This is a genomic window from Sodalis sp. RH14 (assembly GCF_047324285.1).
GTDB lineage: Bacteria > Pseudomonadota > Gammaproteobacteria > Enterobacterales > Enterobacteriaceae > Acerihabitans.
The window spans coordinates 260,057-285,607 of sequence record NZ_CP178739.1; the positions used below are offsets into that span (position 1 = coordinate 260,057).

The 25,551-nt window shown below is 59.5% G+C and carries 19 protein-coding genes; 11 read left to right on the plus strand and 8 right to left on the minus strand.

All coding sequences use genetic code 11. From position 1 onward, the window contains the following. The first annotated feature begins 203 nt into the window (after positions 1 to 203). The 8 genes from ACL2XQ_RS01130 (at position 204) to ACL2XQ_RS01165 (ending at position 13,767) form a co-directional block, all read left to right on the plus strand. Positions 204 to 5,129 (plus strand): hypothetical protein, encoded by a 4,926-nt coding sequence (locus ACL2XQ_RS01130; protein WP_413739960.1) that lies wholly within the window; start codon positions 204 to 206, stop codon positions 5,127 to 5,129. 297 nt (positions 5,130 to 5,426) lie between these two features. After that, positions 5,427 to 7,163, plus strand: coding sequence for an acetolactate synthase catalytic subunit (locus ACL2XQ_RS01135; protein ID WP_413727314.1), 1,737 nt, complete (start codon positions 5,427 to 5,429; stop codon positions 7,161 to 7,163). 16 nt (positions 7,164 to 7,179) lie between these two features. Next, on the plus strand, positions 7,180 to 8,184 hold the full coding sequence (locus tag ACL2XQ_RS01140) for a dihydroxyacetone kinase subunit DhaK (RefSeq protein ID WP_413739961.1): 1,005 nt from the start codon (positions 7,180 to 7,182) through the stop codon (positions 8,182 to 8,184). Continuing rightward, positions 8,184 to 8,810, plus strand: a complete 627-nt coding sequence (locus tag ACL2XQ_RS01145; RefSeq protein ID WP_410012489.1) for a DAK2 domain-containing protein — start codon at positions 8,184 to 8,186, stop codon at positions 8,808 to 8,810. Before ACL2XQ_RS01140 ends, ACL2XQ_RS01145 begins: the two co-directional genes overlap by 1 nt. Beyond that, on the plus strand, positions 8,807 to 9,976 hold the full coding sequence (locus ACL2XQ_RS01150) for a CaiB/BaiF CoA transferase family protein (protein WP_410012488.1): 1,170 nt from the start codon (positions 8,807 to 8,809) through the stop codon (positions 9,974 to 9,976). Before ACL2XQ_RS01145 ends, ACL2XQ_RS01150 begins: the two co-directional genes overlap by 4 nt. Before the next feature lie 22 nt (positions 9,977 to 9,998). Continuing rightward, the gene (locus tag ACL2XQ_RS01155) at positions 9,999 to 10,934 is read left to right on the plus strand and encodes a MaoC family dehydratase (RefSeq protein WP_410012487.1); all 936 of its coding nucleotides are present in this window, start codon (positions 9,999 to 10,001) and stop codon (positions 10,932 to 10,934) included. Between the two features lie 119 nt (positions 10,935 to 11,053). Further along, the gene (locus ACL2XQ_RS01160; protein WP_410012486.1) at positions 11,054 to 12,436 is read left to right on the plus strand and encodes an MFS transporter; all 1,383 of its coding nucleotides are present in this window, start codon (positions 11,054 to 11,056) and stop codon (positions 12,434 to 12,436) included. A 275-nt stretch (positions 12,437 to 12,711) separates the two neighbouring features. Continuing rightward, positions 12,712 to 13,767, plus strand: coding sequence for a LacI family DNA-binding transcriptional regulator (locus tag ACL2XQ_RS01165; RefSeq protein ID WP_410012485.1), 1,056 nt, complete (start codon positions 12,712 to 12,714; stop codon positions 13,765 to 13,767). Between the two features lie 75 nt (positions 13,768 to 13,842). Here the strand turns inward: ACL2XQ_RS01165 and ACL2XQ_RS01170 are convergent, their stop codons facing one another. Genes ACL2XQ_RS01170 through ACL2XQ_RS01185 form a run of 4 tightly spaced genes read right to left on the minus strand, consistent with a single transcriptional unit; the run spans position 13,843 to position 17,312 of the window. Further along, complete coding sequence (locus ACL2XQ_RS01170) at positions 13,843 to 14,658, minus strand: CoA-transferase subunit beta (RefSeq protein WP_410012484.1); 816 nt, start codon at positions 14,656 to 14,658, stop codon at positions 13,843 to 13,845. A gap of 4 nt (positions 14,659 to 14,662) precedes the next feature. Next, complete coding sequence (locus ACL2XQ_RS01175; protein ID WP_413739962.1) at positions 14,663 to 15,556, minus strand: CoA transferase subunit A; 894 nt, start codon at positions 15,554 to 15,556, stop codon at positions 14,663 to 14,665. After that, the gene (locus tag ACL2XQ_RS01180) at positions 15,553 to 16,422 is read right to left on the minus strand and encodes a hypothetical protein (RefSeq protein ID WP_413739963.1); all 870 of its coding nucleotides are present in this window, start codon (positions 16,420 to 16,422) and stop codon (positions 15,553 to 15,555) included. Before ACL2XQ_RS01180 ends, ACL2XQ_RS01175 begins: the two co-directional genes overlap by 4 nt. Then, positions 16,419 to 17,312: a CoA transferase subunit A gene (locus ACL2XQ_RS01185; RefSeq protein WP_413721935.1), complete on the minus strand. Its 894-nt coding sequence runs from the start codon at positions 17,310 to 17,312 to the stop codon at positions 16,419 to 16,421. The genes ACL2XQ_RS01180 and ACL2XQ_RS01185 overlap by 4 nt, the downstream gene beginning before the upstream one ends. Before the next feature lie 291 nt (positions 17,313 to 17,603). On the opposite strand from ACL2XQ_RS01185, the gene ACL2XQ_RS01190 reads away from it, so the two are divergent. Next, entirely contained in the window at positions 17,604 to 18,659 is a 1,056-nt protein-coding gene (locus tag ACL2XQ_RS01190; RefSeq protein WP_413739964.1) for a LacI family DNA-binding transcriptional regulator, read from the plus strand. A 33-nt stretch (positions 18,660 to 18,692) separates the two neighbouring features. Here ACL2XQ_RS01190 and ACL2XQ_RS01195 read toward each other — a convergent pair whose 3' ends face one another. The 4 genes from ACL2XQ_RS01195 to ACL2XQ_RS01210 all read right to left on the minus strand — a co-directional run bounded on the left by ACL2XQ_RS01195 (position 18,693) and on the right by ACL2XQ_RS01210 (position 22,707). After that, positions 18,693 to 20,474, minus strand: coding sequence for an EAL domain-containing protein (locus ACL2XQ_RS01195; RefSeq protein WP_413739965.1), 1,782 nt, complete (start codon positions 20,472 to 20,474; stop codon positions 18,693 to 18,695). Between the two features lie 191 nt (positions 20,475 to 20,665). Continuing rightward, a complete protein-coding gene (locus ACL2XQ_RS01200) occupies positions 20,666 to 21,181 on the minus strand; it encodes a GNAT family N-acetyltransferase (RefSeq protein ID WP_413721938.1) in 516 nt (171 codons plus the stop codon). Next, positions 21,181 to 21,450 carry a DUF1778 domain-containing protein gene (locus ACL2XQ_RS01205; RefSeq protein WP_410012477.1) on the minus strand — a complete coding sequence of 90 codons (270 nt, stop codon included), beginning with the start codon at positions 21,448 to 21,450 and terminating at the stop codon, positions 21,181 to 21,183. Before ACL2XQ_RS01205 ends, ACL2XQ_RS01200 begins: the two co-directional genes overlap by 1 nt. Before the next feature lie 519 nt (positions 21,451 to 21,969). Then, positions 21,970 to 22,707, minus strand: coding sequence for a GntR family transcriptional regulator (locus ACL2XQ_RS01210; RefSeq protein WP_410012476.1), 738 nt, complete (start codon positions 22,705 to 22,707; stop codon positions 21,970 to 21,972). Between the two features lie 333 nt (positions 22,708 to 23,040). On the opposite strand from ACL2XQ_RS01210, the gene tkt reads away from it, so the two are divergent. Next, positions 23,041 to 25,041 (plus strand): transketolase, encoded by a 2,001-nt coding sequence (gene tkt, locus ACL2XQ_RS01215; protein ID WP_413740491.1) that lies wholly within the window; start codon positions 23,041 to 23,043, stop codon positions 25,039 to 25,041. 44 nt (positions 25,042 to 25,085) lie between these two features. Further along, on the plus strand, positions 25,086 to 25,535 hold the full coding sequence (locus ACL2XQ_RS01220; protein ID WP_410012475.1) for a PTS sugar transporter subunit IIA: 450 nt from the start codon (positions 25,086 to 25,088) through the stop codon (positions 25,533 to 25,535). Positions 25,536 to 25,551: the final 16 nt, after the last annotated feature.

The window sequence follows — 25,551 nt, forward strand, 5'->3', positions numbered from 1 at the left end:
ATAATAATATTAGTAATGCTTTTATTTCTGCTTATTCATCGATTAATAATTTAAAGGAAGATAATACTTCCATAACCGGCGACGATCTTTTCCAGCGGGCGGCGCAATTAAATACGGAGCGCGCTCATCACTGCGGGGCGGAGGAATCATTAACGCCGACAGCGCCCAAAAACCTGTGGCACAGACTCGCTTATGCTTTGCTGATGGCGTCTCCCGTTATGGGGAAGGAGGCGTTGTGGGCTACCCCCTTGCGCGGCGGGAATACGCTTTGCGTAATGTCCGCTACGCCGCGCCGGGGTCAGCGTCTCTTAGGCCTGCCGCAAGGCGGCAAGGTTAAACGCGCGGCGAAACCGGATTCGCGGCGGATCAGGACCGATAGATTCTATCTCCTGGCACTGTTTCTCAACAGAAACGCAACGGCGAGTCTCGACCCGGAAACCTGCGGCGATCTGCAACTGGCGGCAAAGTTGCTCGACGTCGTCGCCCGGCAGCCTTCCCTGATACCGGATATTGCCCGCATGGCGCTTTCCGGCAGCAATCTCTACGGCGAGCGTCGGGGGGAAACGCTCAGCTCGTTGCAACAACGCGGCCTGGTCGGGCAAATGCTGTGCCGGCTTATCTACCAGGAAGAAAGCATCCCCCTGCGCATGGCAAAATTATTTGCGGTAAATCGTCAGGTGACGCAAAAAGAGTTTGCCGCGGTAGTGCGGACCTGGCCCTACGCCGAGGGCTTCGAGACAGGTGAACGGTTATGGCGAAAAAATTATGAAGCGGCGGAAATTCCTGTTCTATACCTCAACAGCCTTTATACCCTGACGGAAGGGCAGGCGTGGCACAAAAATGATTATCCCTTTTTTCTCGATCTGGATAACCTTTGGGTCGGCAGCCTGACCTGGACGTTAATACAATTCGGCGCCAGGTCTATCGCGCTGAAAGATATGGACAACCTTAACGCCACCTCTCCTTTTTCCATGATGGAATTGGGCTTGGGGCTGGTCGCTCTTTTCCGGCAAGGATTACTGGCAACCGGCGTGGAACCTACGTTTCATCTGGGCCTGCTGCTGTATTACCTGCGTGCTCGGCCGGAGCTGGACCTCGGGCAGATAGTCGTTAATGAAACGCTGGACCCTGCTTTCGCGCTTCTCAAAGAAGAATTAGAAAACAGGCATATTATCGCCCAGCGCCTGTACGACAGCGTCAGCGATTACCAGGCGGATTACCAACGCCCGGCATGGCGTACCCGTCAGGGCGCCGCGGAGGAATTGCTCAGGCAGTATTGCGGATCGGCTTCGCTTCCACTGTCAAGGAAACATGCTCCGGCTGCCAGGCATTTCCGCTATTATGAGCAGAATCCGGTACGGCAACTGATGATCCGGCCTGCCGGCCAGCAATGTGCTGAAAACGGTACGACCATACCGGATCTCGATGCCTTTTATCGCCAGGAAGTGGAAAATTTTTCCAATAAAATCAAAATCCTGGATGGCGCCCTTCTGGCTGCGGCCTTTCTGCCCAGCGATTTTCATGATCACCTCCTCCAGTCAGTGGACGTAAAGTTTCTGGAACATGCCGGCATAGACTGGGTGATTGCGAAGCTGGAGCGCATCCGGCGCGTGCCGGACATGTTTTATTCCAGCGTGCCCGTACAAAATGTGGGTAAATCCGATACGTTTTTTTTCCAGGCCCGGCTGACCCATGAGCGCCGGCTGTTTGCGTTGCGGACCACGGAACAGGGCTACCTGTTGCGCAGGATTGTTTATGACAATGCCCATCTTGAGGCACTGAAACCCTTTATGGAGGGTTGGCCGGCGCCGGGATTGCTGCCGCACTTCCGATTTTCGCTCGCGGTCCTGAATCACAACGCGCCCCTAAAACAACGAAATGAAACACTGGCGGTTTTCCTGGAGCGTTATGCCGAAATTCACTACCAATCCTATCGGCAAAAAATTTATGAACAGGGCTATCAGGCCATCGAGTCGCCTTTTCCCCGCATTTTGGATAAGGCGGCCGGCATGTTTATTCCCTTTTACACCTGTGTAAATTCTCTTATCGCGGGCCAGCAACAATCCGCCTTTACACATTGTCTGGTGGACGGCGCGCTGGTGGGGTTGCCGCTGATATTTGTCGGGGTAAAAGCCGGTCTGGGCCTGTACCGGGAGGCGGCTATCGGCGCCGCCGAAACACTGGGCGGACCGAGGTTCATCGCATCGGAGCGGGAAATTTTCGCCAACAGGGTGCCGGCCTCGACACAAATTGCCGGCGGCGTCACGGCCGCCCAAACGCAACTCGCGGGATTTATGGATGTGATGGGCAAAGAGGTGTTGAAAAGCTTCGACCCCGGTTTTGCCGCGCTGCGATCGCTGAGTCTCCTGACCAAAGGGGTCTACCTTGCGGTGCTCGGCAGAACGGCGGTTGGGCTGATACCATGGCGGTCTAGCCTGGCCAAAATCACCGGGAAAATCCCTCAGTACGTCTCTATCAATGCTACCCAGAATTATCAATTGACCTATGGGGACCAGGCAGATACACCCCTTACCATCAATGTGAAAGGGATTTCCTATTTGGTATTGCAGATACAAAACAGCAGCATGGTGGCGGCGCAGACCGGCGAGCGCATGCCCCACGGCGAATTAATGTTTTCCCAGTTGGATTTGCAGAGTCGGTTCGGCATCTATAAAAAATATTACTGCATCTATACCGGCGATGCGCAATGCCGGCTGGAGACCTATCGCCATCCGGACTTCAAGATTGAAAAGGCCGCCAATATCTCCCAGGCGCAGGAGGGACATTTTGTCTGGTTGCTTAACACCACCTTACCGATAAACCTGGTGGTGGTGCATCCTATTTATCAGGTCGAATATGTTGGCAATCGGTGGGTGCTATTTGAAATCAATGGCCGGCGCTGGGCCTTCGCCCATGACAGCGGCATTCTGATGCCGGCGGATAATACCGATGAATGGCATATCTCTCCCCCCGCGGCCGGAGATTTTATCTCGATGATTGATCGCGGCGCTGACGACAGGACTTTTAGGCTGCGCCTGATGCAGTTGCCAGGACGCCGTAAACGGGATACGGGATCGCGCAGCCTGCGCACGTGGCGTCAATTATTGACGGATTACCGGCTGGATGATGAGGGGGAAATTTCCGGATTCGCCGCCAATATTTACGATGACGCACACCTGGATGTGGCAATCGGCGAGGCAAAATTTCTCCTTGCGCCGGAAAAGAATGCCGCCACCTTCCTGTTGCGTCATCCGCGAAACGCAGCAGCGCCGGCTTTTCGCGTGGCGTATCTTCCCGACGAGGCTGATTTTGTTTTTGCCTCGCCGCTCGATCGGCTCAATTCCCACCGGATCGGCGAGGATTTGCGCCGGAAAATGGACGCTATCCCGCCGTCCGCCCGGGCATTCCCCGGCGATATCCTGCAGCCGCCGCTTTTCAACGGCGCTTTCCGCTACGGTAAACGCATGTTCCTGAAAAACGGCGATCGGTTTTTATCCATCACGCCCGCCGGCGCGTATTACCATGGTCTGCCGGGCGAGGAAGGGGATAGCCATGAGGGCGTATGGACCTTACGCTATGAATTGTTCACCGGAAGTTTTGAGCTGTCCGTCCTCCGGTCGTCTTTTCACCTGCCGGGCCAGGGAGACGACGAATTCCTTTCCCGGTTTGAAAAGCTTGCCGCTCGCGCCTATGCGAAAAAAAAATACCCCACCCTGGCGGCGTTATGCCAGCCGGGCAACATGACTGACGGCCTTTCTCCCGCGCGGCAATCGCATCTTGGCGGTCGCCTGCGCCAGGTGGCGCTGCTGCTTCGTCTTGATCCTCATCGCCGAACAGAGCTTTTGCATGCTTCAAGCGTAGCGTTGCGCGCGTTCAGGAAAGACGACCGCCTGCCGATGGAGTGGATTGCCGACTTCCATCCCCTGGCACTCTGGGCCACGCTGGAAAACGTGGCGACGGCCTGCGGCCGGCGTAACGAGGGAGAGAGCCTGCTGGCAAGCCGGCAGTTGGCGCAGTTGGCGGGACAGGAATGGGGTTTCCCTGCGCCAGTCCTGATTGCCGAAGGGCCGGAGCCCATGCTGTTTATTGTCAGCCATACACCGGTTCCGGCGGGGCCGCACCAGGAAAAAAAATTTGTCATACGGCTGTTTGTCGACCGGATAGCCATACAGGAACTCGTCAGCGAGGACGGATTCCGTCGTTGGCTGCCGCTGTTTGAGGACCCGCAGCGGACGACGGTGACCAAACATGCCCTGGCGGAAACACAGCAGCCGGTGTTCTGGTGTGATGAAGCGGATCATCTCTGGGCGCAAACACCCGACGGCGTTAAAAGACGCTTATTGCGCAATGACAGCCGCCAGCCGGTGGATGATATTATCGTTTCTCCCGACGGCGCCACGGTGGTGGTGCTTCACTTCAGCGCACCGATAACGCAGCGCGCGCTGTTTTACGCCATGCCGGCCATGGGCGCGCGGACCGGGGAGGCGGATATTGCTTATTCGAGGGAAGTCGTTGTTACCGGTTCGGTGGCCCATGGCCGGGCATGGTGGGTTACCGATCGGGGCGAGCTGTTTGTACCGCGGCAACATTATTGGTCCTTGCAGGATGACCCGCAACCCCGCTGGCGCGCGCCTGAAGGTTACCAGCCGGATTTCGTCTCCCCCGACCAGCGTTTTCTTGGTTATAGCGGGCACGATAGCCAATTACGCCAGCATGAGATAATGCTGATCGATACCGTTACCGATAACCGCTTGATACTGCGGCGCGGACGGCCTTTCAACCTGGAGAACTTTCGCCTGGGCAAGGTGGTCAGCGTCGCGTTCTCAGCGTTGAATGCGCTGGTCGCGGTTGGTTTCTCCGACGGTTACATTGAAATATACCGTATCGATGATGAGAATAACGCCGGCATGGGCATTTCTCTTGGCGGCGTAAGCGTGCCCGAGGCACTGTTTAATCTGGCGGGCATCAGCTATCCCAAACAAAAGCAGATGGTGCTCCAATTTAATAATGCTTTTGACCGGCTGCTGGTTTTTCACGATATCGGCGAATTTAGCGCCGGTTCGCCGGGTAACGGCAGCTATGCCATGGCGGAAATCTATCTGTCGGACGCAAAAAAACCGGATAGCTGACCGGGCGATGGCGCGCCAGCGGTGATAAGGCGGCTTGCCGGCGCGCAAGGCTGCCCCGCCTCCTTCCTAAAAAACCATTGAATTAATAAATTAATTTAAAACAATGGGTTAATGTTTTTTCGGTATTTCTGAAAGTGTTTATTCTGTGATCCTGTCCCACAAATCCTAATAAAAACGTTTTTATTAGAAACGTTTTTATGGGAGGCTGGCGCTATGTTACGGCTTGGTTGCCACTCTGTTAACCTTGATTGAGGTCTGGATAACGGGGAGCGCGGAAACAACGAAGGGGAGTCATGCATGGACACAGAAGGTAGCGGGAAAAACACAGGGCAGCGCAGGACCGGGGCGCATATCTTCGCCGCCGCGCTGAAACGCCATGGCGTGGAGGTGATTTTTGGCCAAAGCATTCCGGCCGCGCTGTTTTTGGCCACGCCGGAATACGGTATCCGCCAGGTGGGCTATCGTGCGGAAAACGCCGGTACGTATATGGCGGACGCTTATGCGCGCCTGTCCCATAAGGTGGCGGTGGTCACCGCGCAAAACGGTCCGGCGGCCACCCTGCTGGTGGCCGGGCTGGCGGAGTGTTATAAGGCCTCGGTGCCGGTGGTGGCGGTGGTGCAGGATGTGCATCGCAAAATGACCGATAAAAACGCGTTCCAGGAACTGGACCATCTCGATTTGTTTAAAGGCGTGTCGAAGTGGACGCGCCGCGTTACCGACATCGACCGGCTTGATGATTATATCGACATGGCGTTTACCGCCGCCGCGTCGGGCCGCCCCGGCCCGGTGGTGATTATCGTTCCCATCGATCTGTTTAACGAGGCCGCGCCGCAACCTCCCCGCCGGCATGCCTCCTCGCTCGGGCATTTTCCGTTGGATCGCACGGTGGCCGCGCCCGAGGCGATTGAAGAGGCGGCGCGCCTGCTGGCCGGGGCCGCGGCGCCGTTGATTATCGCCGGCGGCGGCGTGCATATTTCCGATGCCGCCCGGGAGGTTGCGGCGCTGCAGGATGCGGCCTGCCTGCCGGTGGCCACCACCGCCATGGGCAAAGGGGCGGTCAGCGAGGACCATGAGCTTTCGTTGGGCGTGGTCGGGTATTTTATGGGCGCGCGCGGCCGTACCCGCCATTTGCGCGATATGGTGGCCGGCGCCGATGTCATCCTGCTGATTGGCAACCGCACCAACCAGAACGGCACCGATAGCTGGAGCCTGTATCCGCAGGAGGCCAAATATATCCACCTGGATATCGACAGCCAGGAAGTGGGCCGCAACTACGACGCGCTGCGTCTGGTGGGCGACGCCAAACTGACCCTGCAGGCGCTGACGGCGGCCATGAAACGGCAGGATCTCGGCAAACGCCGCGGCGCCCGTTCCGCCATTGCCGCCAGGATTGCCGCCGCCCATGAAACCTGGCAATCGGAGGTGCAGCAAACCCTGGATCTCAACGCCCGCCCGATTCGCCCGGAACGCCTGATGCTCGATCTGGATTCCCTCTTAACGCCGGAGACGATCGTGGTCTCCGACGCCAGCTATTCCTCGATCTGGGTGGCCAATTTTCTCAAGGCGCGCGCCGTCGGCGCCCGGTTTGTTACCCCGCGCGGCCTGGCCGGCCTGGGGTGGGGATTTCCTTATGCGGTAGGCGCCAAGATCGCACGTCCCGAGGCGCCGGTCTTCGCGCTGGTGGGCGACGGCGGTTTCGCCCATGTATGGTCGGAGCTGGAAACCGCCCGGCGCATGGGGGCCAATGTGGTGCTGGTGGTGCTGAATAATGAAATCCTCGGCTACGAAAAACACGCGGAGAAAACGCTGTTCGGCGATTATTCCGACGCCTGTGATTTCAAGCCGGTGGACCATGCCGCCATTGCCCGCGCCTGCGGCTGCGAGGGGGTGCGTATCGAGAATCCCGCTGATTTTTTACCGGCCCTGAAACACGCCTTCAGCGCCGATAACACCACCGTTATCGATGTGATTACCGAACAGCGCGCCTACCCCCCGGTGACGATGTTCGACGGGCAAAAGAACCTGGATTACTGACAGGCGGAGAGACGCTATGAAAAAAATACTGAACTCCCCCGACGCCTATGCCGATGAGGCGCTGGCGGGCATGTGCCTGGCGCATCCCCACCTCTATCGGCAGATCGGGGAAGAGGGCCGGGTCGTGGTACGCAACGCCGGCGTCAAAAAAGATAAAGTGGCGATTGTTTCCGGCGGCGGCAGCGGGCATTTGCCTTTGTTTGCCGGTTATGTCGGCCAGGGCCTGCTGGATGCCTGCGCGGTGGGTAACGTGTTTGCCGGCCCCGCCGTGATGGACTGCATGGACGCCATTCGCGCCGCCGATAACGGCCGGGGCGTACTGCTGTTGTTCGGCAATTACGGCGGCGACAAGATGAATTTCGCCATGGCCGCCGAGATGCTGGCGGCGGAAAATATCCGCACGGCGACGGTGCTGGCCGCCGACGACGCCGGCAGCGCGCCGCGCGCGGAACGGCACAAACGCCGCGGCGTCGCCGGCCTGGTTTATGCCTATAAAATTGCCGGCGCCAGGGCCGAGCAGCCCGGCGCCACGCTGGAATCCGTCGCCGCCGTCGCCGCGCGCGCCCTGGACAACACGGTCACGCTCGGCGTGGCGCTGTCGTCTTGTACCGTACCGGAGGCGGGCAAACCGACCTTTACGCTGGGCGACGACGAGATGGAAATCGGCATGGGCATCCACGGCGAGCCGGGCATCCGCCGCGGCCCGCTGCTAAGCGCCGATGAAATGGTGGGTGAAATGCTGGATACGCTGATTCAGGACGGCGGTTTCGCCGCCGGCGACCGGGTGTCGGTCATGGTCAATTCCCTCGGCGCCACGCCGCTGGAAGAGTTGTTTATACTGTATCGCCATGTAGACCGGCGCCTGCGTGACCAGGGCATCCAGGTCGTGGCGCCCCGCACCGGCCGTTATGCCACCTCGATGGAAATGGCCGGCATGTCATTGTCTCTCATCAGGCTGGACGGGGAACTTGAATCCCTGCTGCTGGAGCCGGCCCATTGTCCCTACTGGAGTAATCTCTGATGACCAATCAGGAATTGATTGCGCTGTTGACGCGATGTACCGCCAAAATCCGCGAGGTCTCGCCTAGGCTTAACGAGCTGGACGGCCGTTTGGGCGACGGCGATTTGGGGGCGACCCTTGAGAAATGCGCGCGGTTAACCGACCAGGCCCTGGCGGCGGCGCCCGCGGATATCGCCCCGGTATTCCAGGCCGCGGCCATGGCCTGCGTGCGCGCCTCGGGATCAAGCTTTGGTACCCTGCTGGGGGTGGCGCTGCTGACCGCGGCGCAACAATGCGCCGGCAAAACCACGCTGCGGCGCGAGGATATCGCGCCTTTGCTGGAGGCGGTGCTGGCGGCGCTGATGGCGCGCGGCGGCGCAAGCCTTGGCGATAAAACGGTGCTGGACCCGCTGGATGCGGTGCGCCGGGCGCTGCAGGCGGCGGCGCCGGGCGACGATTATCACGCCCTTGCCGTCGGCGCGGTGCGCGCCACGCTGGAAGAATACCGGCAAAAACCTAATAAAATCGGCCGCGCGCGCATGTTCGCCGAACGTTCCATCGGTTTGGACGATCCCGGCATGGTGGCTTTTGCCTGTCTGGTGCACGCCGCCGCCGGCCATGCGGCAATCCCTCAGGAGGTGTCATGATGCCAGGATCCCTGGAAGGACTGAAAGTGCTCGACCTGTCGCGTTTTATAGCCGGTCCCCTGTGCGCCATGCAACTGGCCGATCTGGGCGCGGACGTGGTAAAAGTCGAGCGGCGGGGCAAGGGGGAGGACACGCGCCAGAACAAGCCGCAGCTAAACGGACAAAGCCTCTATTTCCTGTCGTTCAACCGCAATAAGCGCAGCCTGGCGCTGGATTTTCGCGACCCGCAAGACCAGGAACAGCTGCGGCAGTTGATCGCCGCGGCCGATGTGCTGATCGAAAACTTTCGCCCCGGCACCATGGAAAAAATGGGCTGCGGGTGGGAAGCCCTGAAACAACTCAACCCGCGCCTGATCATGGTACGCATCTCCGGGTTCGGCCAAACCGGCCCGCTGGCGCAGCGTCCCTGCTTTGACGCCATCGCCCAGGCGATGAGCGGCCTGATGAGCATTTGCGGCCAGCCCGACGGTCCGCCGACCATGTCCGGCACCTTTATGGTGGATTATGCCTCCGCCCTTTACGCCACCATCGGCACGCTGGCGGCGCTGAACGCCCGTCACCTGACCGGGCGCGGGCAGCTGGTGGAGGCCTGCCTGCTCGACAGCGCCATCAGCATGCTGATTTCAGCCATCCCGGAACAGGCCCAGCTTGGCAGCACCATGTCGCGCATCGGCAATCTCGATCGTTTCTCCGCGCCGGTAAACAGCTACCAGACCGGCGACGACGCCTGGATTTACCTGTCCGCCGGCACCGATACGCTGTTCGGCCGCCTGGCGCAGGCCATGGAGCGCGCCGATTTGCTGGCGGATGACCGCTTCAGCACCTATCACGCGCGCCTGGAAAACTACCGCGCCATCGACGGGGTGGTGGCGGACTGGATAAAAAACCATACCGCGGAGGACGTCGTGGCCAGGATGGATCTGGCCGGCGTGCCCTGCTCCAAGGTCGCCACCATTGACGAGGTGCTGGAGAATCCGCAGCTCAGGGCGCGCAACCAACTGGTGGATATTACGCATCCCACCGCCGGCGTCTATACCACCCATGGCGTTACCGTCGGCCTGTCGGACACGCCCGGCATGATCCGCCGTCCGCCGCCGCTGGTGGGGGAGCATACCGGCGAAGTGCTGGCCGAGTGGTGCGGCATCACCCATACCCACAAGGCGTAAACGCCGCCAGGAGGAGGATTATATGGCCCGTATCAACCCTGAACTTCGGGATCCGACCTATGAAAATGTGGTGGTCGGCGAATTAATCGGCCCGCTGGCGGTAACGGCGGATGAAGCCTATCGCCGCCGCGCCTGTTTTGCCCTGGACGACTACAGCGCGGACTATTGCCCTGCGTCCGGGCCGTACGTGCCGGCCGCCATGCTGGGCCGCGATCTGGTGGCCCTGTTCTGCAGCGTTTACGATCCCAGCCGCACGGTGGGGCTGCATCAAAAGGAAGAGATCTGGTTTGTGAACCCGGTTCCGCTAAACGCCGGGCTGCGTTATACCGGCAAATACACCGATAAATATATGAAGCGCGGCAAGGGCTATACCGTGTTTGATACCGAGGCCCGCGACGCCGATACCGGCGAACTCTACGTGCGCCAGATCAGCACCGAGATCATGCGCATTCCGGACAATATCCAGCTGGGCGCCGGCGGGTCCCGCGCCGCGCCCGCGCCGGGCCATATCGAACCGCACTGGCCCGCGCATGTGACGCCCGCGGCGAAAGCGGACGCCGCGCTGCGCCCGGGCACGCCGGTTACGCCGCTCACCAAATGCCCGGAACAGGGGCAAATGACAGTGTTCTCCGGCGGCAATACCCAGTGGTACAACATCCATACCGATATCGAGGTGGCGCTTAAGGCCGGTTTTCGCGACACCCTGGCCCAGGGCATGATGGAAACCTGCTGGGTGGCGGAAATGCTGGCCGGTTTTATCGGCCCGTCGTGGCATACCTCGGGCTGGATAAAAATGGCCTATATCAAACCGGTCTATCGTGCCGACCGTATCACCTGCAAAGCCGTGGTCCAGGACATCGTCGGGCAACGGGTGACCTTCCATGTCTGGGCCGAGAACCAGCATGGAGACATGACCGCCGTGGGGTGGGCAAGCGCCGATAAAGCACATAACGCATAACGCCGTTAGCGGTAGTTAACGGCTCATCTTTATTTTTATTGTCATCACGCTCTATAAAGCGTGCGGGAAACCGCGCGCATAAAAACAACCCTACACTAATAGCTCCTGACGGAGGTTATATGACTAACGTAACGAACGAAACCGCGCAACAGCCCGCGGCGGAGAAAATAAATAAAAAGGAATTGTCGCGTGTGGCGTTTGCCAGCCTGATTGGCACTTTTATCGAATTTTATGACTACTTTATTTATGGCGCGGCGGCGGGGCTGGTATTTCCCCATCTGTTTTTCAGCGATATGCCGCCCACCGTCGCCACCATCGTTTCGTTCGCCACGCTGGGCGTGGCCTTTATTACGCGCCCCATCGGCGCCGTAATATTCGGCCATTTCGGCGATACGATCGGGCGCAAGGCGATGCTGCTGGCCTCGGTGACCATTATGGGCGGCGCGACCGTGGTCATCGGCCTGTTGCCCACCTATGAAACCATCGGCGTGGCCGCGCCCATCCTGCTGGTGATAACCCGGTTAATCCAGGGGCTGGCGGTGGGCGGCGAGTGGGGCGGAGCCACCACCATGATGATCGAATACGCGCCGCCGAACCGGCGCGGCTTTTACGGCACCTTTGTCCAGCTGGGCAACGTATTCGGCGTACTGGTCTCGACCATGGCGTTTGCGCTGGCCTCGTCATTGCCGAAGGACATCTTCCTGGACTGGGGCTGGCGCATTCCTTTCCTCGCCAGTATTTTGCTGATGTTCGTGGGCATCTTTATCCGCCTGAAAATCCAGGAACCGCCGATGTTTCGCAAAGTGCAGGCGGAACGCGAGAAAAATAAGCTGCCCATCGTCGTGGTATTTAAAAAGTTTCCCAAACAGATTTTCCTGGCGGCCGGGCTGCGCGTCAGTGAAAGCGTGGTGGGTTACCTGGTTATTAGTTTTGTCTTGCAATATTGCACCTCTCACTTTGGCATGCAGGGCAATACGGTGTTACTCGGCGTCATGATTGCGGCGGCGTCGGGGATTATTACCTTCCCGCTGTGGGGACTGCTTTCCGATAAAATCGGCCGCCGGTCGGTATTCCTCATCGGCTCCCTGGGTTCGTGCCTGCTGGCCTATCCGTTTTACTACTTGATCAACACCGGCAATATCTGGGGTATTTATGCCGGCCTGGTGCTGGCCTACAGTTTTATTGTCGGGTCGATGTACAGTATCGAACCCTGCTATTTGTCGGAACTGTTTTCCACCGAAGTACGTTATACCGGCGTCTCCGTCGGCTCGCAGATTGCCGGCATCTTCGGCGGCTTTACCCCCGCGGTCGCCACCGTGCTGGTGGCCTGGGCCGGCGGCGCATTCTGGCCCATAGCCCTGATGATTATCGTCTGCGGCCTGATTACCGCGCTGTGCGCCCTCGGGGCGGGTGAAACGCTCGGGCGCGATCTGAACAGCGATATGATGCCGGTAAAAAAGCATAAAGGTAACGCCGAATCGTACCTGCTGAAAACGCGCTAGTCACGTGTCCCGGGGCGAAGGCGCGGCGCGCCGACACCGGCCGGATGCTATCGCCCCGGCGCGCTTCGTTTAACGGTTTTCTGCTTTCACGCCGGCGCCGCTGCGGGCGGGTCGCTCCGGCGGCGAGCACGGGGCCGGCCTGACCGCCGGGGCCTGGCGCGGGGATATCTCTGATTATGTGAATAAAAACGTTTTTTTAAGCGGGCGCGACGGTACAATAACGTTCACGAAGGTTTCCCGGCTCATCTCGCTTAAGGGTGCAAGGTTCGGATTGAATGGCAAAAAAATCGGCGCCAGGTAAGCGCCCGTCATCGACTAACAAAGTCTCCATCCATGATGTGGCCCGCGAAGCGGGGGTTGCCCTGTCCACGGTATCCAACGCGCTGAGCGGCAAGGACAATGTCAGGGCGGACACCCGGCTGAAAGTACAGGCGGCGGCCGACCGGCTGGGCTACCGGGTATCGGTGGTGGCGCGGTCCCTGCGCATGCGCCGCACTTTTACGCTGGGCGTGCTGCTGGCCGACGTGGCCAACCCGTCGTCGCCGGATTTCCTGCGCGGCATCGAGGATGTGGCCGATCAAGAACAATGCAGCCTGCTGGTGTGCAACACCGACGGCAGGCTGGAAAAACAGCTCGAGCAGATGCGCGTGCTGCTTGACCGCCGGGTGGATGGCCTGGTGCTGCTGTCGCAGCACTGCGGGCAGCCGGAGGTCAGGGAACTGCTGGCGGGCGATACGCCCTACGTGCTGCTGCAACGCCGATCGCTTGCGCATGAAGACACCTATGTCGGCGCCAATAACGAGGAAGGCATCGGCGCGGCGGTGAAGCACCTGGCCGGCCTTGGCCACCGGCGTATCGGCCTGATTCGCGGCCCCGGCGACTCCTCCACCGCCGACGAACGTTATGAGGCCTACCTCCAGGCCATGGCGGCGCATCGGCTGCCGGTGCCGCCCGGCTATGTGGTACAGGGCGATTACCATGTCATGGGCGGGTACCGGGCCGCCAAACGGTTTTTCGCCATGGACCCGCGGCCCACCGCGATACTGGCGGCCAATGATATGAGCGCCATCGGCGTGATGAATGCCGCCCATGAGGCGGGACTGGCCATACCGGCCGATTTTTCGTTAATCGGCCTGGATGATATCGAGATGGCGTCGTTTTCGCCCATCAACCTGACCACCATTGCCCTGCAGCGGCGTGAAATGGGCGCGGCGGCCAGCACGCTGCTGATGAAAATGATCCGCCAGAAAAGCACGCCCAAGCCTAAAAAGAAAATCTTCCCGATGAAGCTTATCGTGCGCGGGTCCACCGGGCCGGCCAAAGCGGACTAACCGGCGGCGTCAGGGGCCATACTCCGCGCGCTATTCCCTGGCCGGTTCCAGGCCGGAACCGGCGCGATAATCCGGTTAAACCGATCCTGGCTGGAACAGCGTGCCGTGCGGATCGATCACCTTGCGAATCAAATGCACCTCTTCCGCCGTCGGCGGCGCGGTTGGCCGGGGCTCGCCTTCAATAACCGGCTCGAACCCCATATTGTCCAGCACCTGCTCCAGGGTAAAACCCGGATGTATCGAGCGTAAACGCATCATTTTCGACGCCGGATGGAAATCGAAAATGGCTTTGTCGGTTACGCACAGGCTGGGACCCGGGCCGGGCAGGCCGAGCGCCCGGCGGCTGTCGCCGCCGTCGAGATACCCGACGCTTGTGATAAAATCCACCTTCGGCACAAACCCGCGCCGGGACAGATCGGTGACGATAATCGGGCGTTTGATAAAAGCCAGGTGCTCGGTTTGCGCCAGGCAGCCCACCAGCCTGGTTTTCGGCGGGCTGCCGCCGCCGAGGGCGGTAATATTGAGGTTGCCGTACCGATCAACCTGCGGCGCGGACTCAAAGGACACATCAAACCGGCCGCGGGTCACCATATCGATTTTATAGCCCACATCGGCGGGGGACGCGGCGGCCGGCCAGCGGGTATAGGCATCCTGCAGCAGCGCGTCGGGAATGGCGTCAAGGGACGGGGTCAGCAGGTTGCCCCAGTAAATGGAGAACCCGGGCGCGTGCCGGATCTGCGCCAGGCGCGCGGCGGCGATGGGGATGCCCACCGCCAGGGTAAAGGCGCGGGCGGCGGTGCCCAGGCCGACAAAACCCAGCTCGTCATCGCGCAGTTCGCGGGCGATGGCGGTTATCATCAGTTCTTCCGTGGTGTAATCATCTGCGGTCATAAGCTTATATCTCCCTGGCGACGTCAAAGGCGCTGAGCGCGGTATGGGAACCGAATTTGTCCAGATAGCCGGCGCGATCCCGGGTGGCGAGAATATAGTCGCGCAGGTACCGCGCCGGGCCGTCGGGCTCTTTTGCCGCCGCCAGCCAGGCTTTCAGCGCCGCCTCGTCTTCGTTATAAAACCCATCGGTGGCGGTGGGATGCGCGCCGTAAGGCGTTTCGATCACCGCCTCCACCAGGGTGTGCGGAATGTAGGTCAGCGCCGGGCGCCGGCATATTTCGGCATGGGGCACGATTTTCTCCACGGTAACGATCAGGCGCCTGGACGCGCAAGCCATCATCTGATCGATGTCATCGCTGTCGCGCACCACCGGCCACTGCACATTGCCGTATTCATCGGCCACATAGCCGTGCAGCAGGGTAAAATCCGTTTCCGCCGCTTTCAGCGCCAGGTAGGTGTCGCCGCTAAACGGACAGGTAATAGGTTTGATTTCCTCCGGGCTGCCGGCGCGCATGCCGGTGCCCAGCAGGGCTTTCGACGGCAGGAAGCTCAGCCCCATGGCCGCCGCGCGAAAGCGGGCCACGAAGGCGGATTCGGAATAATCATGGGTCTCGATCGCGCCGTCCTGCACCGCGCGGCGGAAATTGGGCGCCAGCCCGTGGCGGAAGAAACCGGCGTAAATGCCCTCCCAGCGCCGGATGGCGCCGGCGGCGGCGAGCATATCGGTGGCGAGCGTGGTCGCCCAGGTCAGCAAATGCAGGCCGGTAATATCCTGGCGGATCAGTTCGTGCACCAACGCCATCGGCTGGCGGCGCAGCAGCGAGCCGCCCAGGGCGACAGTGGCGCCCGAGGGGATACGGGACACCGCGTCGGGTAGGGTGGTCAGTTTGGGTTTCATGGCGTTCCTCGTGTGGTGGCGCAGTATGGCGTGGGGGAGCCGCTTCCCCGCCCATGGGGGATCAGCACGTGATGGGGGTCGACCCGGCGGCGCAAAATGGCGAGCTCCTCGCGGGTGGGCCGCGGGGTGACCGGCGCATCCGCAACGGATACCGGGAACCCGGTGCTGCGCCGCACGTCGTCCGGGTCGATGCCGGGATGGATGCTGACCACCCGCGCGTGGCCGGAAACGTCGTCGAAGGCGAAAATGCATTTCGGCGTCACTATCCATTCCGGCCCGCCGTGGTTCAGGCCCAGGGCCCGGCGCCCGTCCCGGCCGCCCGGATAACCGACGCCGGACACATAGTCCACCTGCCCGACCAGGCTGCGCGCCTGGTGATGGGGCATCATCAGGTATTCGCGGCCGAAGCAGGTCATATGCTCCGGCAGCAGGATGGAGCCGACCAGGCGCACGTCCGGGCGGCGATAATCGCCGATGCAGGTGCTGTTGATATTGCCCTGCCGGTCCACCTGCACGCCGGAGCCGAAACCAAAATCCACATCCCCGCGCCGTACGGCGTAGTGACCGGGGTAACTTTGCATTTGCGCCTCGCAGGGCAGATCCTGCAAGCGGGTGTCGAATTCCGCGGTGGGCAGCGCCCTGAGGGCGGAAAAATCGGGATTAATACACCAGCCGGCCAGCAGGATGGTTAAATTGGGGGCATGGGTATGGCGGGCAAATTCCATGGCGGCCAGGGGAATGCCGGTAATATACAGGGCGGCCGCGCCGCCGGTCGCAAGACCGGTAAATCCCACTTCGCCGTCGCGAAAGCGTCTGGCGAGCGTAATGGTGATGATTTCCTCAAGCGTACAGTCATTCGCACTCATGCGGGCAGCTCCGTATTGCGCAGGGCCAGCAGGCGCGTCAGTCCGATGCGCTCCAGCCAGCCCATCGGCGTCAGCGCCCGGGTTTCGTCCTGCCAGGCGGCGAATTGGCCAGGGGTCGCGCTGGCCGCCACATATTCCGCGAAAGCCGCGTCGTCGCAGTCGTAAATACCGGGGAGCGAGGTAGGGTGCGCGCCAAAAGGCGCCTCGACGATATGCGTGGTGCGAAAGGCCGGGATTTCCACCAGGTGCGGCTGTTTTTGCAGCTCCCGCGGGGTGACGATTTTTTCCACGCTGACAATCACCGTATCGCAGGCGCGGGTTAAGGTGATATCCACGCTTTGCGGCAACATCTTGCGCCGGTGAAACGCCACGTTACCGTATTCGTCGCCAATCGGCGCGTGCACCAGCACCACATCCGGCCGGGCGGGCGGCACCGCCCAAAGCTGAGCGGCGGTGACGGGGCAGGTGAACGGCACGATATCCGCATTGTATTGCGCCACGCCGCTGCCGCCGAGAAAGGTGCACGGCCAGAACGGCAACCCTTCCTGGGAGGCGCGAAAGCGGTCCCAGGCCAGCAGTTCAGGATAATCCACCACCTCCAGCCGGCCGGCTTCCACCGCCCGGCGGAAATTTTTCGCCAGGCCGAATTTTTCCAGCCCGACATAGGAGGTCTCGATACGCGCCACGGCCCCGGCGCCGATAAGCCAATCGGCCTCAATGGCGTTAACGATGCCGACAATGGTCAGGTTGCGCCGTTGCTGACGGACCAGTTCGCGCGTCAGGGCCATGGGCCGCTGGTAGATGGCGAACCCGCCCAGGGCGATGCGCTGCCCGTCCCTCACGGTATGCACCGCGGTTTCAAGCGTAGTCAGTTTTGTCGTGCGGCTCACTATCCCCCCCTTATCCGGCGTCTTATCGCCCGTCCATCGTCAGCCCGGCAGGTTATGAATCGTATATGAGATCGATCTCATGTATAATGAAAAAAAACGCCCAACGGGGCGGATGAAGCGTCGCTCTGCGGTGAATACCCGGCGGTAAAGCACGTGGTCATGACGGCGGCGACCTGGTTTATAAATTATCGGGCTTTGCGCGCGCTGGCTGTGAGATCGATCCCAGTTTTAACATCGTTAACCAGTGTATAACCCGGGAGGAAACCTATGGGCCGGCGGGAAGAAGGCGCAATGAAGAACATCACTACCATCACGGCGGCGGCCAAACGCCCGACGCTGCTGGATATCGCCCGCGAATGCGGCCTCTCGCGCGCGACGGTGGCCCGGGCGTTGTCCGGCAAGGGATACGTCAATCCCCAGCGCAGGCAGCTTATCCATGATACCGCCGAACGCCTGGGATACCGCACCTCGGCCATCGCCCGCGCGCTGCGCACCCAGAAATCCGCCACCATCGGCGTGCTGATTGCCGATATCACCAATCCCATCTTTCCCGAGATCGTCAAGGGCATAGACGAAGCGGTATCCGTGGACAACTACACCCTGTTTCTGTGCAACACCGATGAGGACGTCGCTAAGCAACGCGCCTTAATCCGTTCCCTGCTGGACCGCCAGGTGGACGGGCTTATCCTCATATCCCAGACCGTCGCGGATGAAGCGCTCGCATTGCTGCAGGCGGGCCCGCCCTGCGTCTTTGTCAATCGCCGGCCCGATCCCCTGTTCGGCGATTATATCGGCCCCGATAACGCCATGGGGGTGGCGCAGTTGCTGGAGCATCTTTACGCGCTGGGGCATCGCCGCATGGCCTATGTGGCCGGTCCGGCGGCGTCCTCTACCGCCCAGGAGCGGCGGGCCTGTTTTATCCGGGAAATGGCGCGCCTGGGCTGCCCCGTGCCGGAGGGATTTATTATCGCGGGGTCCTACCAGGGGGAAAGCGGGCGACTGGCCGCGGCGGCTTTATTAGAGTGCGCCCCGCCGCCCACCGCCATCCTGGCGCCCAATGACTTTGTCGCCCTGGAAATCATCGCTTTATTAAATGAACGCGGCTTACGGGTACCGGACGATATCTCGGTGACCGGTTTTGACGATGCGTTCAAGCTGGGTGTCGGCGGCCTGTATGCGCTGCGCGCGCAGGGGCTGACCACCATCGATCAGCCAAAACGGCAACTGGGCCGCTTGGCGGGCGAGGCCCTGCTAAAGCGCATGGCGCAGCCGGGCGCGCCGTTCGCCACCACCCTCCTGCCGACGCTATTAGCCGTCAGGGACAGCACGGCGCCGGCAAAATCCTGACCGGGCCGCCCCGTCGGCGGGCAAACGCCGGGATTAACCGTGCGCCGTTTGATAATGCCCCAGCCAGGTTTCCAGATGCGCCGCCGTCAGCGGCGGCGAGTGATAAAAGCCCTGGACTTCATCACAGCCCAGCGCGCGCAGCGATGTAAATGTGCCGGCGTCCTCGACGCCTTCCGCCAGCACGGTATAGTCCAGCGCCTTAAGCATGCTGATCACATGGCTGACGATAGTATGGCTGGCCTTGTCGGTGGTCAGGGTTTTGATAAGGGAACGATCGAGTTTGATGATATCCAGGGGCATTTTGCGCAGATAGCCGATATTGCTGTAGCCGGTGCCGAAGTCATCCAGCGAAATGGTAAAGCCCCGCTGTTTTAACCTCTCCAGGCCGTGCAGCGCCTCGGCGCTTTCCAGCACCCTTTCCGTCTCCAGGCATTCAATGCCCAGCAGCGCGGGCGGCAGCCCGTGCGCCGTTATTTTTTCCGCCAGCGCATCGGCAAAATGCGGCCGGGATAAATCGCTGACGCCGACGTTAATGGAAACCGGCAAATGTATCCCTTTTGCCGACCATTGCTTAACCTGGTCCAGGGCCGCGTTGATGACCCAGTCGGTCAGCGCGGCCATCAGGGTGGTTTTTTCCAGCAGCGGGATAAACCGGTCGGGGGTGATGTTGCCCAGCGCCGGATGCTGCCAGCGGATCAGGGCTTCGAGCCCCGTTACCCGCCCGTTGCGTAAGGCGATTTTGGGCTGGAACACCAGATACAAGCCGGGTTTGCCATGCAGGTACGGGTAGAAATCATTCAGCAGCCGGAAATCCTCTTTTTGCCGGGCGTCGCTGGCGGCGTCATACGCCATGACGCGTTTTTTGCGGCCGATGGCGTCATGCAGGGCGCTTACCGCCCGGCGCAGGATTTCGGTAGGATCCAGCTCACCCGGCGCAAAGCCGACATAACCCGCTGAAATATGCAGGTCAATGTTGATTTGCGTGTTGATATGGGCGCTAAGCCCCGCCAGGTGGTCGTTAAGCGCCGCGGGCGGTATCGGGCTGTCATCGTCCATAATCACCGCGTACCGTCCGGTGGCGACGCTATACAGCGTATCATGCCACTCCAGTTTCAGCCTGAGCAGGGTGGCCATATCCCTGAGCATATCCTCCACCACCGTCATGCCCAGGGAACGGGCGATTTCGTAGGCGAAGGGCATATCGATACAGTCAAACAACATCAGGCGATAGCGCCTGACCGCGCCGGGCGTTTGCAACAGGCGCAGATCGTTCATCAACCGCTGGCGGTTGGGCAGCAGGGTCACCGCGTCGATATAGCCAATGTTATGCCAGGCTTCCAGGAACGCCGAAACCAGCCCGGCCATAATGCGCAAGGTCGCGATCTGCTCGCTGGTAAAGAGACGGGGCTGGATATCAATCAGGCACAGGGTGCCGATAATCACGCCGTCCCGCGACCGCAGCGGCGCGCCGGCGTAAAACCTGACATAAGGCTCGCCCCGCACAAACGGGTTATCGCGAAACCGTGGGTCCAGGCGCATATCGGCGCAGACCGTGATATCGTCGGCGGCCACGGCGGTCAGGCAAAATGCGTCTTCCCGCCGCGTTTCCGTCACCGGCGCCGGAAGCGCGTAGGGCGCTTTTAGATACTGGGTATCGCCGTCGAGGATAGCGATAAAGCTGGTGGCGATGCCCAGCGTCTTGCCGGTCAGCCGGGTCATCCTGCCCAGTATTTCGTCACGATCATGCTCATCCGCTTTCAGCAGCTCAATGGCCGCCAATCGTTTTTTTTCGTCATGACTCAGGTTTGTCAGCATGATCAGGGCCCTTGCGGACGTTCCCAACGGGAAGCCGGTGTAACATCTCACCTTAACGGCGGCTATGGAATGCCGGGGTACATCTTTACCATAGCATTTCATCGGGCGACTTGCCCACACCGCTAAGGACAATATGAGGGAATCGGCCGGCGATAAACGGTTTTATTCCACACGCGGGGCGCGCAGGTGCATTAATGCCGATTTAAGGAAGAGAGGGTGCGGGTGATATCGCCGTTTAACGGTAAATACAAGGCATGCTCATTTTTTTCAAAAGAATAGAAACCATATTTTATATAAAATGCCTTGGCCCGGGGATGTTTTGCCTGCGCGTTAATCGCCCAGACCCCTATGGCGGAGTTAAGGGTATTAACGATGGCGTCGACGATAAGCGAGCCGCCCAGGCCTTTACCCTGATAACGAATATCGACCGCCAGCCGGCCAAGCAGGGCGGTGGGCACGGTCGGGTAGCGCGGCAGCTTTTGGGTGGCGGATGCCGCCAGGGCATTGATATTCACGGCGTAGGACGAGAGGGTGTAAAAGCCCAGCACGTTATTATTATTATCCGCGGCCGCATAACATTGGGTAAAGCGTTCGCGGCTTTCCTGGCCGGCATATTTCGCCAGATAAAGGTTCAGGCAGGGGACGCCGCAATCGAAATCCGTTTTGTTATGCTGGTCACCGAGCAGCGTAAAGGTCAGCGCGCGCATTATCTTCCGCCGAACTCCCTGCGCCGGCCCATGGCGCGCAATAGTCCGGCCGGCGTCTTACGATCCTCCAGCAATGTCTCGGCGAACCGCAGCTGATCTTCCATCGCCAATTGCAGTACCGCCGCTTCTTCTATCGCCTGTTTTGCGGCGTCATGGGTGGCGGTAATGATAAAGTCCGTCATGGTGATTCCCTGCAGGTCGGCGGCATGTTTGATTAACGCGTGAAGCGCCAGCGGAATACGGGCTTCAAGCCTGGCGGTTGTTGCCATGGTCACCCCTTTGTTCAGAACCCGGCAGTTTGCCGTACGGGAAGTCTACCTTAATCTTAGCCTGTTTATAATAACCGTTAGCGATAAAAATGACTTATTGCACATATGATCTAATAAGTAAAAATAGTTGCAAGATATTTTTATTAATTAATTATTTTAATTAGTACGCATTAATAGAAAAAATACATAACCTGATGATATGACAAATATTTTTATCGCCGCCGCTTCTGTTGGTACGGAAAAATACGGCGATAATTTACATATCAGCGAAAAAAATCGCTATTTAAATGTGATTATAACGGTGGTGATTTTCATAATATCGTGGCGACGCAATAAGCTTTTAATGCTATTTTTGCGCAAATAGAGCAATAACTCATTTAAACTATTTGTGCGGTTGGGCGCGCAACGTCACCGGGCGACGTTTGCTAAGGCCCGGCCATTATACAAAGCAGGAATATATGCAGGGGTTTTTATGCCGGCGACGCTGTCTCAGTCATCTTATGCCGCTACGGCCGGCTATCAATCGCCGCGTACCGATACCTGGCTCAGGTGCAGCATATTGGTATTGACGATGGCGATATTCACTTCAAAAGGCGTACCGTCATCCAGATACACGACCTCATATAACTCCATCATGGCGTCATTTGGTTTTATATTCATATGTTTGATCATTTCCAGATCAGTAGCATTAAATGCATGAAAATTTTGATCACGTTTATAAACCTTTTTCCCGGTAATCCGCTCGATATAAGAATATTTGGAATTTTCCAGCTCTTTAAACTCTATTGAATTAAACAGAGATACCGGGAAATGGATATACTCCAGCGAAACCGGAATGTCGTCGAAGCTCATCAGCCGCAGTATTTTATAAACCGAATCGCTGTTTTTAATACGCAACGCCTGTGCCATCGCGGCGTCGGGAACGGCGACAATACTGGCGGAAATTACTTTGCGGCCGGCGCGATGGCCGCCTTTTTGCGCCTGGTAATCAAAAGGAGACAGCGCATGAAACCGGCCGGATTGATTATTTTTACCAATGGAGCCGATATAGATACCCGACCCCTTGATGCGATAAATCCGGCGCTGATCGATAAGGATGCGGGTGGCTTCGCGCACCGTGGCGCGGGTGAGGCATAGCGCCCGTGCAATGGCTATTTCCGTGTCCAGTTTATCCCCGGGCTGCAGATCCGCTTCCTTTATTTTAGCGAGGATATAGTCGATAACCTCTTTTTGTTTTTCCGTAATATTGTCGGTCATCTCGTCATCTTCCGCCGCGTTATCAGATTGCGCACACCAAAGGCATAGTTTCCGGAGCGGGGAACAGAAGTCCACCAGCCGGCACGATGTGCATGATAAATGTGATCAAGTTAACAGCTTTACTGTAAAGCCATCCTGTCTGCTCATCTTTGCAAGCTTACCTCTTGTGTATAGTCACGTCCAGGTGCATTCTAAAGATGACTATACAAATTCAACATGTACATACTGCTATGGATTCTGTGTGTTTTTATCGTCTGCGTTTCAGGCTCAGGGGCAATCCCCTCGGCTTGGCAGCACCACATAAGGTTCATGGATTCAGTCGGATAGGGGAAAATCGTGGAAGAGAAGCAGCTGGCGAACGCCATAAGGTTTCTGAGCATCGATGCCGTGCAGAAGGCCAACTCGGGACATCCCGGCGCGCCGCTGGGCATGGCGGATATGGCGACTGTGTTATGGCGGAAGTTTTTAAAACACAACCCGGCCGATCCGCAGTGGATTAACCGCGACCGCTTTGTGCTGTCCAATGGCCATAGCTCGATGCTGCTGTATTCCCTGCTCCATCTGACCGGTTATGACCTCGGTATCGAGGATTTACGCAATTTCCGCCAGCTGCATGCCAAAACCCCGGGGCATCCCGAATACGGTTATACCCCCGGGGTGGAAACCACCTCCGGGCCGCTGGGCCAGGGCATTGCCAACGCGGTGGGCATGGCCCTGGCGGAAAAGACGCTGGCCGCGCAGTTTAACCGGGAAGGTTTTCCGGTGGTTGACCATTTCACCTATGTATTTATGGGCGACGGCTGCCTGATGGAGGGGATTTCGCATGAAGCCTGTTCGCTTGCCGGCACCCTTAAACTCGGCAAGCTTATCGCGCTTTGGGACAACAACAATATCTCCATCGACGGCCATGTCGACGGCTGGTTCAGCGATGATACCCCGGCCCGTTTCCGCGCCTACGGCTGGCAGGTCATCGCCGATATCGATGGCCATAACCCCGGGCAGGTGGCGGCGGCGCTGGAACAGGCCAGAAATGAACCACACCGGCCCACGCTTATTTGCTGCAAGACCACCATCGGCTACGGTTCACCCAACAAGGCCGATAGCCATGACAGCCATGGCTCGGCGCTGGGGGCGGCGGAAGTGGCGCTGGTCCGGCAAACCCTGGGCTGGACCCATGCCGCGTTCGAGATCCCGCCGGATATCTACGCCCACTGGGACGCGCGCGAAACAGGCGCCGCCGCCCAGGCGGAATGGCAACAGCTGTTTACGCGCTATCGCCGGGAATACCCCGAAGAAGCCGCCGGCTTACTACGGCGCAGCCAGAAAATCCTGCCGGCGGACTGGCATGCCAACAGCCAGGAGTATATCCGCCGGCTGCAGGCTAACCCGGCCAACCTGGCCACCCGCCAGGCCAGCCAGAAAGCGCTTGACCAGTTTATCCAATGGCTGCCGGAACTGCTGGGCGGATCGGCTGACCTGTCGCCCTCCAATTTAACCCGCCACGGCCAGGCGCGCGATATTACGCCGGATGACGCCTCGGGCAACTATATCTCCTATGGCGTGCGCGAATTCGGCATGTCGGCGATGATGAACGGCGTGGCGCTGCACGGCGGTTTTATCCCTTACGGCGGCACCTTCCTGATGTTTATGGAATACGCCCGCAACGCCGTACGCATGGCCGCGCTGATGAAGATACGCAGCATTTTTGTCTATACTCATGATTCCATTGGTTTAGGTGAGGACGGGCCGACGCACCAGCCGGTGGAACAGCTCGCCGCATTACGTCTGACGCCGAATATGGAAACCTGGCGCGGCTGCGATCAGGTTGAGGCCGCCGTGTCCTGGCAGCAGGCCATCGAGCGTAACGACGGTCCCAGCGCGCTGGTGTTTACCCGCCAGCCGCTGGAGCAGCAGCCCAGGAACGCGCGACAACTGGCGGATATCGCCCGGGGCGGCTACGTGCTGCGTGATTGCGACGGTGTTCCTGAACTTATCATTATCTCGAGCGGGTCGGAGATCGAGCTGGCCGTTTATGCCGCCGCCGGGCTCACGGAGCAAGGCAGGCGGGTACGCGTGGTCTCCCTGCCCTGCGTTGAACGCTTCGAAAAACAGGACGCGGCCTGGCGCGAAAGCGTGCTGCCCATCGCGGTGCGTAAACGTCTGGTGATTGAAGCCAGTATCGCCGGATTCTGGCAAGGGTATGCGGGACTGGACGGCAAGGTTATCGGTATGAACAGCTTTGGCGAGTCGGCGCCGGCGGCGGTGCTGTTCGGGCATTTCGGCTTTACGAAAGATAATGCCCTGGCGGCCGCCCGCGCGCTGCTTACGGCTTAACGCGCGCCGGCGAATGCAAGGTCAATCAATTGAATGGGTTAAATATGCCAGCTTTATCAACATGGTTAAATGAAGATCGCATCCAGTATGTCAACGCCGTCGGCGACTGGCGGGAGGCCATCACACGGGTGGCCGAGCCGCTGTTACAGGACGGGACGATTTCCGCGGACTATGTGGCGAACATCATCAAGCAAAAAGAGGCCATCGGCCCTTATTTTGTAATCGCGCCGCGTATCGCCATGCCGCATGCCCGGCCGGAGGAAGGCGCCAACCGCCTGGGGTTGTCCATCCTCAAGCTGCGCGAGGGCGTGGTGTTCGGCGCGCAGGAAAATGATCCGGTTGATTTTGTAGTGATGTTCGCCGCGCCTGACGGCAACAGCCATGTGGAGCTGATTGCCCAACTGGCGGAGTTTTTGTCGGATGACGACGTGATGGCGAGCGTATTTAACGCGCGGGATCGGGCGGAATTAATCAAGATCGTGAACAGTTTTTAACTGAGTATCGACACTT